The sequence below is a fragment of the Frigoribacterium sp. Leaf164 genome, from assembly GCF_001423665.1.
GTDB lineage: Bacteria > Actinomycetota > Actinomycetes > Actinomycetales > Microbacteriaceae > Frigoribacterium > Frigoribacterium endophyticum.
Genome location: NZ_LMOX01000001.1, coordinates 1108239 through 1118292, shown reverse-complemented (window position 1 = coordinate 1118292; position 10054 = coordinate 1108239). Strand labels below are relative to the sequence as shown.

At 76.0% G+C, this 10054-nt stretch carries 7 protein-coding genes; 2 read left to right on the top strand and 5 right to left on the bottom strand.

Features of this window, described 5'->3' with window-relative positions:
* On the top strand, positions 1-267 hold a 267-nt coding region (locus ASF82_RS16040; RefSeq protein WP_235491161.1), incomplete at its 5' end, for a hypothetical protein.
* A gap of 346 nt (positions 268-613) precedes the next feature.
* Here the strand turns inward: ASF82_RS16040 and holA are convergent.
* The 5 genes from holA to ASF82_RS05010 form a co-directional block, all read right to left on the bottom strand.
* Positions 614-1648 carry a DNA polymerase III subunit delta gene (holA, locus tag ASF82_RS05030; RefSeq protein ID WP_056054187.1) on the bottom strand — a complete coding sequence of 345 codons (1035 nt, stop codon included), beginning with the start codon at positions 1646-1648 and terminating at the stop codon, positions 614-616.
* A 60-nt stretch (positions 1649-1708) separates the two neighbouring features.
* The gene (locus tag ASF82_RS05025; RefSeq protein ID WP_056054184.1) at positions 1709-4162 is read right to left on the bottom strand and encodes a ComEC/Rec2 family competence protein; all 2454 of its coding nucleotides are present in this window, start codon (positions 4160-4162) and stop codon (positions 1709-1711) included.
* Complete coding sequence (locus tag ASF82_RS15190; RefSeq protein WP_082514326.1) at positions 4159-4908, bottom strand: helix-hairpin-helix domain-containing protein; 750 nt, start codon at positions 4906-4908, stop codon at positions 4159-4161. The genes ASF82_RS05025 and ASF82_RS15190 overlap by 4 nt, the downstream gene beginning before the upstream one ends.
* A 99-nt stretch (positions 4909-5007) precedes the next feature.
* On the bottom strand, positions 5008-7581 hold the full coding sequence (gene leuS / locus ASF82_RS05015) for a leucine--tRNA ligase (protein ID WP_056054181.1): 2574 nt from the start codon (positions 7579-7581) through the stop codon (positions 5008-5010).
* Between the two features lie 135 nt (positions 7582-7716).
* On the bottom strand, positions 7717-9096 hold the full coding sequence (locus tag ASF82_RS05010; RefSeq protein ID WP_082514325.1) for an anthranilate synthase component I family protein: 1380 nt from the start codon (positions 9094-9096) through the stop codon (positions 7717-7719).
* 70 nt (positions 9097-9166) lie between these two features.
* Here ASF82_RS05010 and ASF82_RS05005 point away from each other — a divergent pair, with 70 nt between their 5' ends.
* On the top strand, positions 9167-10000 hold the full coding sequence (locus ASF82_RS05005; protein ID WP_082514324.1) for an aminotransferase class IV: 834 nt from the start codon (positions 9167-9169) through the stop codon (positions 9998-10000).
* Positions 10001-10054 lie beyond the last annotated feature (54 nt).

Here is a 10054-nt window from a genome sequence, read left to right as displayed (position 1 = left end):
CGCACGCTCCACGGCGACGAGCGTCCGCGGCACGGCCGAACCGGCACCGCGCCTCCCCCGCGGACCGTCGACAACTCCTGCTGCGTCGTCGCCGGAGCGGCCCCCACCCGGCTCGCGCGACCAGGAGCAGGAGGTGCCGACGCACGTCGTGCTCCGCCGAGCGTGCTGGGCAGGGACGGTACGGGCACCGCGCCTCCCCCGCGGACCGTCGCCAACTCCTGCGACGTGCTCGCCGGGGCGGGCGACCCGCCGCGCGCGCGACCGTGAGCAGGAGTTGCCGACCGTTGCGGGCGCGCGACGGACGGAGGGAGGGCCCGTCTTCGGGCGGGCGCGAGGGCGCGGAGCGGGGCGGCCCGAAGAGTCGCGGGGCGGGGCGGGGACCGGGGAGGCGCGGGTCAGAAGGCCGGGGAGTCGCGGGGTGGGGCGGCCCGGGGAGGCGCGGGGTGGGGCGGCCCGGGGAGGCGCGGGTCAGCGGGAGAGGAAGTCGCGGGGCCGGGCGGGGACCGGGGAGGCGCGGGGCGGCGGGCGAGGAAGTCGCGGGGCCGGGCGGGGGCCGGGGAGGCGCGGGTCAGCGGGCGAGGGAGGCGCGGGGCGGGGGCCGGGGAGGCGCGGGTCAGCGGGCGAGGGAGCCGCGGGTGGCGACGGCGGTCACCATGCGCTCGAGGGCGTAGATCGCGTCGCGCTCGGCGCCCTTGACGGCGGCGTCGGTCTCGGCGATGAGCTCGATGCACCGCCCGAGGCCGTCCTCGCTCCAGCCACGCACGTCGCGCTGCGCCCGCTCGACCTGCCACGGCGCCATGCCGAAGCGCGAGGCCAGCTGGCCCGACGGCCCGTACGAGCCCTGCACCTTCGCCATCGTGCGGACCTTCATCGCGAACGCGGCCACCACGGGCACCGGATCCGCCCCGGACGACAGCGCGTGCCGGAGGAGCACCAGGGCCTCGCCCTGCCGACCCGCGATCGCCATGTCGGCCACCTTGAAGGCGTTCGTCTCGACACGGCCGGCGTAGTACTTCTCGACCGTCGCCTCCGTGATCTCGTCCGCCGCGTCGGAGATCAGCTGCTGGCACGCGCTGGCCAGCTCGGCGAGGTCGTCGTTGAAAGCCGTCACGAGGGCACGGAGGGCCACCGACGTGACCCGACGACGCTCGGCCCGGAACTCGGCGGCGGCGAAGTCGAGCTTCTCGGTCTCTTTCTTGAGCTCGGCGCAGACGACCTCGAAGCCGCCGCCGAGCCCGGAACGGAGCGCGTCGAGGAGCTTCTTGCCCCTCACGCCGCCGCCGTGCCGGAGCACGAGGTACGTGTCGTCGGCGGGCGACTCGAGGTACCGGAGGGTCTCGGTGAGGAACGCGTCGGTGCACTTCTCGACGGAGGAGACCCGGATGAGGCGCGGCTCGGCGAACAGGGAGGGGCTCGCGAGCGAGATGAGCTCGCCCGGCTGGTAGTGGTCGGCCTCGAGGTCGTTGACCTCGAGGCTCGGATCCTCCGCCGTGAGCTGGTCGCGCAGCTGCCTGACGGCCCGGTCGGCGAGGAACTGCTCCGGCCCGCTCACGAGCACGACGGGGGCCGGTCGGATCTGGTGCCACGCGACCTGGTCGACGCTGACCGACGCCTTCTTGACGGTCTTGCCGGTCGTCTTCGCGGCCACGGTCCTCCTCCAGGTGCGGCCGCCCCGGGCAGCCGGTGACCAGCGTAACGGACCCCTCCGTCACCCACGACGCCGCCGCCAGAGGCGCAGCTCCGCCGCGGCGCCGTCGTCACGGGGTGCTCCGCGGACGGTCACCGCTGCGTCGCCGTCGAGGTCGGTGCGGGCGACGACGGCCCCGCCGACGAGCGCGAGGGCGTCGTCGGTCGGGTGCCCGTAGCCGTTCTCCCTCCCGACGCCGATCATGGCCACCCGGGCCGGAGCGCGACGGTAGAGCTCCGCGTGCTGGTCGGCGGAGCCGTGGTGCGACACCTTGACCACGTCGACCGGCCCCGCGGCCTCCTCGCCGGCCGGAGTCGACAGGAGCCTCCGCTGGGCGGCCTCGCCGAGGTCGCCCAGCGCGAGCAGCGACGCGCAGCCGGTGACGCACCCGGCCGTCGGGCGCCACGCGGTGACGACGCTGGCGTCGTTGCCCGAGGCCTCGGGGTCGACCGGCCAGAGCACCGACCAGGCCAGGTCGCCGAGCACCCCGCGGGCGCCGGCCGTCACGGGGACGACCTCGGCGCCTCCCGCCCGGAGGACGTCGAGCACGGCGACGTCGGCCGGCCGCCCCGGGGCACCGACGAGCACCGAGCCGACGCTGCCCGCCACCACCTCGACCGCCCCGACGTGGTCCGTGTCGAAGTGGGTGAGGACGAGCAGGTCGACCTCCTCGATCCCGAAACGGTGCAGGCAGCCGGCCAGCGCCTCCTCGTCGTCGCCCACGTCGATCAGGGCCACGCGCCCGGCGCTCCGGACGAGCACGGCGTCGCCCTGACCGACGTCGCACTGGACGACCACCCAGTCGTCGGGCACGCCCGCGCGCTCCCCGAGGCGGGCGCCCACGGCCGCGCCGGCCGGAACCACGAGGGCCGCCACGAGCGCGACGCCGAGCAGCCGTCGGGCCCGCAGCCCGCGCGGCGTCAGGACGACGGCCGCCACCAGTGCGGACGCGACGACCAGCACGGCCACGCCCGCCGGCCCGTCGGACCACTCGAGACGAGCCCCCGGCCACGCCGCGACGGTGCGGGCGACCGCGCCGACCCAGCTCGCCGGCACCCACGCCACGCGTGCGACGAGCTCGGCCAGGCCGGGCGCCCACGGTGCCGTCACGCAGACCAGGAGGCCGGCCACGGTGGCGACGGGAGCCGCGGGCTCGGCCAGCACGTTCGCCACGACCCCGTGCACCGGGAGGCTCGGCTCGAGCAGCAGCAGTACGGGCTGACACGCGAGCTGAGCCGCCGCCGGGACCGCGAGCCCCAACGCGATCGGCGTGGGCAGCACGCGGGCGAGCTCGGCCGCCAGCGGTCGCGCCAGCACGACGAGCCCCGCCGTGGCCAGGACGGACAGGGCGAAGCCGACGTCGCGCGCCAGCCAGGGGTCGGCGAGGAGCAGCCCCGTCACGGCCAGGGCGACGACCGGGAGGCCCGACACGGGCCGGGCGGCGGCGAGGTGGACCAGCACCACGAGCGCCATGACCGTGGCCCTCAGGATGCTCGCGTCGGGCGTCACCAGCACGAGGAAGGCCAGCAGGACGACGCAGGAGACCCCGATGCGGACGACGCGGGGCACCCGGAGCGCCCCGCCCACGAGCATCACGAGCGCGACGAGGACGGCGCAGTTCGAGCCCGACACGGCGGTCAGGTGGGTCAGCGAGGCCGTCTCCATCACCTCCCGCAGGTCGTCGGGCACCGCCGACGTGTCGCCCAGCGCGAGGCCGGGCAGCAGGGCGCCGCCGTCGCCGGGCAGCTCGGCCACGGCGTCGCGGAAGGCCCCCCGGAGCCCGTTCGCCACCGCCTCGACGCCCTCCGCCTCGGTTCCGGCCCGCAGCGGCCCCCGCGACGCCGCCGCCCACGGGTGCGGATCGCCGCGCTCCACGGGCAGCACCGAGACGCGGACCCGGACGGCCTGGCCGATCTCCACGGCCGGCCCCGAGACCCGGGGCCCCAGCAGGAACAGCGAGGAGTCGCCTCGCCAGACCGCCCGACCGCCCACCTCGACGAGGCCCACGTCGAGCTCCGCGGTAGTGCTGCCCGGGACGATCCGGGCCGTCGCGGTGCCCTCGATCGTCACTACCCTGCCCTGCAGGTCGAGGACGGCGGGCGGCCATCGGGCGTCCGCCCGCGCCGCGGCCGCACCGAGCAGGAGACCCGCCAGCCCCGCCGTCACGAGCACGAGGGCCGCGACGGGGGACGTGCGTGAGACCCGCGGCCTCGAGGCGGAGCCTGACCGGGCCGGCGGCCCGGCTGACGCTCCGGCGGACGCCCCACCCGACGGGCCGACGCCCCGGCCGCCCCTCCCCGCGACGGCGGCCACCGCCCCGGCCGCCAGCAGGACCACCGCGAGGCCCGCCAGCACGACCAGCTGCCGCCCCGCCGACCACGGCAGCGCGACGACGAGCACCGCCCAGGCCACGCCCGCCGGGACCGCCAGGCGGACGTCGACGGGCGGAGCCGCCCCGCCGTCGCCGACGGTCACACCGTCACCAGCGGCCGGAGCGACTCGAGGGTCTTCTCGCCGATGCCCGGCACCTCGAGCAGGTCGTCCACGGACCGGAACCCGCCCGAGTCCTCCCGCCACTCGACGATGGCGGCCGAGGTCGCCGGGCCGACCCCGGGCAGCGCCTGGAGAGCCGTGGCGTCGGCGCGGTTCAGGTCGACCAGGCCGCCGCCCGCGCCGCCCCCCGCACCCGACGCCCCGCCCCCGCCGGCAGCGCCCCCGCCGCCACCGCTCGCCCCGCCCCCGACGGCACCGCCCGCACCGCTCCCGTCCACGACCTCGCCCACCCCCGGCACCCGCAGCTGCTCGCCGTCGACCACCGGCCGGGCGAGGTTGACCCCCGCCTCGTCCGCCCCCTCCGCGAAGCCCCCGGCCGCGGCGACGACGTCGACGACGCGGGCTCCCGCCGGCACCTCGTAGAGGCCGGGGCGGGCGACGTGGCCGTGCACGTGGACGAACACCGACCCCGCGGTGCCCGACCCGGCCCCCGCGCCGGTCGCCGCCGCTCCCGCCTCGTCGTCGAACGGGCCGCCCGGCGACGACGCCGTCGTGATCGCGGTCTCGCCCGCGCCTCCCCCTGCTCCCCCTCCCGTGGCCACCGCCGTGGCGACGACCGACCCCACGGCGAGCACCAGCAGCACCACGACGGCCGCGCCGAGGCCGAGGCGCCAGCGCGGGCCGCCCGGCCTCGCCGGGTCGGGCGCGCTGCGGAAGGTGACGACCATCCCGTGACGCTAGGTGCCGCCGTGGTGCCCCCGACGACGACGACGGCCGCCCTGGGGAGCCAGGGCGGCCGTCGGTGACCGGGGAGGGACGGAGGGGCCCTACTTCACGGCGATCGCCACGAGGCGGGGCGCCCGGACGACCACGTTCACGATCTCCTTCTCGCCGACGGCGCGCTGCACCGCGGCGGAGTCGCGGGCCAGGGCCTCGAGCTCCTCCGAGCTGATCTTCGGCGAGACCTCGAGGCGGTCGCGCACCTTGCCGTTCACCTGCACGACGGCCGTGACGCTGGTCTCGACGAGCAGGGTCGGGTCGGCCTTGCGCCACCCGGCCGAGGCGACCGAGACGCCGTCGTGCCCCAGCTTCTCCCACATCTCGCTGGCGGTGTACGGGGCGAAGAGCGACAGGGCCAGGGCCACCGTCTCGGTCGCCTCGCGCACCGCGGGGTCGGCCGCGCCCGCACCCGAGTCGATCGTCTTGCGCACCGCGTTGACGAGCTCCATCAGGCGCGCGACGACGACGTTGAACTTGAACGCCTCCGTCAGCCCGGGCGCCTCGGCGAGGAACCGGTGCGTCTGGCGGCGCAGGGCCTGGTCGCCGTCGGCCCAGACCGCGTCGACCGGGCTGGCGACGTCGGACGAGAGGCGGAAAGCGCGGGCGAGGAACTTCGCCGACCCGGCCGGCGAGACGTCGGCCCAGTCGATGTCGTCCTCCGGCGGGCCGGCGAAGGCCATCGTGAGGCGGATGGCGTCGACGCCGTGCTTCTCGACCTCCTCCGACAGGGTGACGAGGTTGCCCTTGCTCTTGCTCATCTTCGCGCCGTCCTGCAGCACCATGCCCTGGTTGAGCAGCGCGCTGAAGGGCTCGGTGAAGTCGACGTAGCCGAGGTCGAAGAGCACCTTGGTGATGAAGCGGGCGTAGAGCAGGTGCAGGATGGCGTGCTCGACGCCGCCCACGTACTGGTCGACCGGCGCCCAGCGGTTGACGACGGCGGGGTCGAAGGCCTTCTCGGCGTCGTTCGGGCTGAGGAAGCGCAGGAAGTACCACGAGCTGTCGACGAAGGTGTCCATCGTGTCGGCGTCGCGCCGGGCCGGCGTGCCGTCGACCGGGTTCGGCACGGTCACCCAGTCGGTGGCGGCGCCGAGCGGCGAGCTGCCCTTCGGCTTGAGGTCGAGGCCCTCGGTCGACGGCAGCAGCACGGGCAGCTGGTCCTCCGGCACCGGCACCTCGGTGCCGTCGGCGGCGTGGACGATCGGGATGGGCGTGCCCCAGAAGCGCTGGCGCGAGATCAGCCAGTCACGCAGACGGTAGGTCTTCGCGGCCTTCCCGGCGCCCTTCTCCTCGAGCAGCTCGACGACGCGCTTGATCGCGTTCGACTTGCTGAGGCCGGTCAGCGGGCCCGAGTTCATGAGGCGGCCGTCGCCCGTCAGGGCCACGCCGGTCTTCGCGGGGTCGAGCTCGGGCAGGTCCTCCGGCAGGATCGCTTGGCCGTCCTCGTCGAGCTCGAGCTTCGGGATCACGCCCGTCACGGGGGCGTTCGTGTCGACGACGACCCGGACGGGCAGGTCGAACTTGCGAGCGAAGTCGAGGTCGCGCTGGTCGTGCGCGGGCACGGCCATCACCGCGCCGTGGCCGTAGTCGGCGAGCACGTAGTCGGCGGCCCAGACGGGCATCGGGGCGCCGGTGAGCGGGTTGACCGCGACGCGGCCGAGGGGCACGCCGGTCTTGGGCCGGTCGGCCGTCTGGCGCTCGATCTCGGTCGACTTCTGCACCTGCACCAGGTACTCCGCGAAGGCGGCCTTGACGTCGTCGGTGGCCTCGGCCACGAGCTCGGCGGCGAGGTCGCTGTCGGGCGCGACGACCATGAAGGTCGCCCCGTAGAGGGTGTCGGGGCGCGTCGTGAAGACCGTGACGCGCTCGTCGCGGCCCTCGATCTCGAAGTGCACGTCGGCGCCGATCGACCGGCCGATCCAGTTGCGCTGCATGTTCAGCACCTTGGTCGGCCAGCGGCCCTCGAGCTGGTTGAGGTCGTCGAGCAGGCGGTCGGCGTACTCGGTGATGCCGAAGTACCACTGCGTCAGCTTCTTCTTGACGACGACGGCGCCCGAGCGCTCGGAGGTGCCGTCGGCGAGCACCTGCTCGTTGGCGAGGACGGTCTGGTCGACCGGGTCCCAGTTGACCCAGCTGTCCTTCCGGTAGGCGAGCCCCTTCTCGTACATCTTGAGGAACAGCCACTGGTTCCACTTGTAGTACTCGGGGTCGCTCGTGTGGAGGACGCGGTCCCAGTCGAAGGAGGGGGCGTAGAGCTTCATGCTCTGCGCCTGCTGGGCGATGTTGGCGTAGGTCCACTCGCGCGGGTCGACGCCGCGCTTGATGGCGGCGTTCTCGGCGGGCAGGCCGAAGCTGTCCCAGCCGATGGGGTGGAGCACGTTGAAGCCCTGCTGGCGCCAGTAGCGCGCGATCACGTCGCCGAGCGCGTAGCCCTCCGCGTGGCCCATGTGGAGGTCGCCCGACGGGTACGGGAACATGTCGAGGATGTACTTGCGCGGGCGCTTGTCGTCGGGGTCGACCGCGAAGGGCTTCGCGACCTCCCACACCTGCTGCCACTTGCGCTGCAGGCGCGCGACGTCGTACTCGCGCTCCTCGGCGGGGGTGTTGTCGTGCTCGTGTGCCACGGGACTCTCATTCGCTCACGGGGTGGAGGCGACCGGCGGACGGCACGACGAGGTGCGGGCACGCGGCGGCCCGTCGTCCAGGGTAGCGGCCCGCCGCACGTGGTCCGCACGGGGCGCCGACCGCACCGGGGCAGGTCACGAGGAGGCGCCTCCCGCGGGGACCCCCAGCGCGCGCAGCAGCGCGGTCGCCTTCCAGGCCACCTCCGCCAGCTCCTCCCGCGGCACCGACGACGACGTCACTCCCCCGCCGACCCCGACGGTCGCCCCGCCGTCGGTGACCACGACCGAGCGGATGGCCATCGCCCAGGAGGCGCTGCCGTCGAGGCCGAGCACGCCGACGGCGCCGGAGTAGACGCCGCGGGGCGCGCCCTCCCCCTCGGCGAGCAGCTCGACGGCGCGTCGCTTCGGGGCACCCGTCATCGAGCCCGCGGGGAAGGTCGCCTCGAGCGCGTCCAGCGCCCCGAGGCCCGGGGCGAGCCGGGCCGTGACCGTGCTGACCAGCTGGTGCACGGCCGGGTAGGAGCGCACGGCGAACAGCTCGTCGACGACGACGCTGCCGAGGCGGGCGACGCGGGTGAGGTCGTTGCGCACCAGGTCGACGATCATCAGGTTCTCGGCGAGCTCCTTCTCGCTCGTCGCGAGCTCCGCGGCGAGGGCCGCGTCGGCGACCGGGTCGGCGGAGCGCGGCCGGGTGCCCTTGATGGGCGACGAGCTCACGACACCGCCCCGCGAGACCTCGAGGAACGACTCGGGCGAGGCGCCCGCGACGGCGGTCCCGCCGATGCGGACGAACGACGACCGCGGCGACGGCGACGACCGACGGAGGCGGCGGTAGGTCTCGAAGGCGTCCACCGGCCCCGCGACCTCGTACGACGTCGTCGGGCAGAGCACGTACGCGTCGCCCGCCGCGATGGCGGCCTGGCAGCGCGCGACGAGGGCGAGGTACTCGTCGTCGCCGTGACGGCGGCGGACGGCACCGGGGCCGCGCCGCGCCTCCGGCTCCCCGGGCTCGCCGAGCGGGGCGACGCCGGGCCAGGCCACGGCCACCGACCGCGCCCAGTCGTCGGCCGCGAGGGCGACCAGCTCGACCTCGCGGGCGGCGTGGTCGAAGACGAGGGCGCGGTCGGTGCGGAGAAGGGCGACGTCGGGAGGCGCGGCCTCGTCGACGGGGAGGCCCGCGGTCACCGACGGCGGGCTCCCGCGCCCCGGCCCGACGGTCGCGTCGCGGTCGAGCAGCCACGTCCCCGCCCCGTAGCCGAGCCAGCCGGCCCAGCCGAGCGGCGCGGCGTCGTCACGGCCGTCGGCGAGGTCGTCGCGGAGCAGGGCCCAGAGCCGACCGAGTTCGCCGTGCCGCGCGGACGCGGTGACCCGGTCGCCCCACAGCAGGACGGACCGGCCGGTGACGGCCCCGTGCCCGGCGTCGAGCCACACGACGTCGCCGTCGGGGGCGAGGGCAGCGACGACGGCCTCCGGGTCGGCCCAGGGCAGGGGGCGGCGGAGGACCGTCGGGCGCATGGACCGAGTGTAGGAGCCCGGGGCGCCCGGAGGTCGGGCCAGCCCCCGTCCGACGCTTAGCCTGGGGGGCATGAGCCTCGCGACGACCCTCCGCTGGCACGACGGACGACTCGTGGACGACGAGGTCGGCGAGGGGGGCGGCGAGGGGGGCGGCGGAGACGGTCACGCCCCCCGTGACGCCGGTGCCTCGGAGGCGCGCCGCGGCCCGACCCGCGTGGCCGACTCCTGGCTCGTCGTCGACGGTGCCGTCCGGGCCCTCGACGTGCACCGCGACCGCTTCGCCGGCTCCGTCCGGGAGGCCGCGCCGGGGCTCGACGTCGACGGCTTCTGGTCGGCCGCCGTCGCGGCCCTGCCCCGCGAGGGCCGGTGGTTCCCGCGCGCGGAGCTGCTCGGCGACGACCTCCGCCTGCAGCTCCGGCCGGCCCCGGAGACGCGACGGTCGGTCGTGCTGGCCACCGCCTCCTCCGACCCCCGCACCGAGCCGCTCGTGAAGGGGCCGGACCTGGAGGCGCTGGGCGCGCTGCGCCGGGAGGTCGCGACCCGCGGCGCCGAGGAGGCCGTGCTGCTCGACGCCGACGGCTGGGTCGTCGAGGGCGCGTGGAGCTCTCTGCTCTGGTGGCGCGGCGACGCCCTCTGCATGCCCGCGGACGACCTCCCGAGGCTGCCCGGCGTCACGGTGCGGACGGTGCTCACCCTCGCGGCCGTGCTCGGCGTCGACGTGCTGCACGAGCGGGTGACGCCGGAGCAGCTCGACGGCTTCGAGATCTGGTCGCTGAGCGCCCTGCACGGCGTGCGGATAGCCACGCGGTGGGTCGACGGCCCGACGACGGCCGAGGAGCCCGGCCGCCTCGCGACCTGGCAGCGACGGCTCGACGCGCTGCGCCGACCGCTGCCGGCCGCCTGACCACCTCACCGCCTGACCGCCTCACCGCACCGCCTCACCGCACCGCCTGACCGC

Bases quoted from the DNA above. Each gene is read 5' to 3' on its own strand.
- ASF82_RS05010 (WP_082514325.1), bottom strand. From the start codon at position 9,096: ATGCGCCCGACGGTCCTCCGCCGCCCCCTGCCCTGGGCCGACCCGGAG.
- ASF82_RS15190 (WP_082514326.1), bottom strand. From the start codon at position 4,908: ATGGTCGTCACCTTCCGCAGCGCGCCCGACCCGGCGAGGCCGGGCGGC.
- ASF82_RS05005 (WP_082514324.1), top strand. From the start codon at position 9,167: ATGAGCCTCGCGACGACCCTCCGCTGGCACGACGGACGACTCGTGGAC.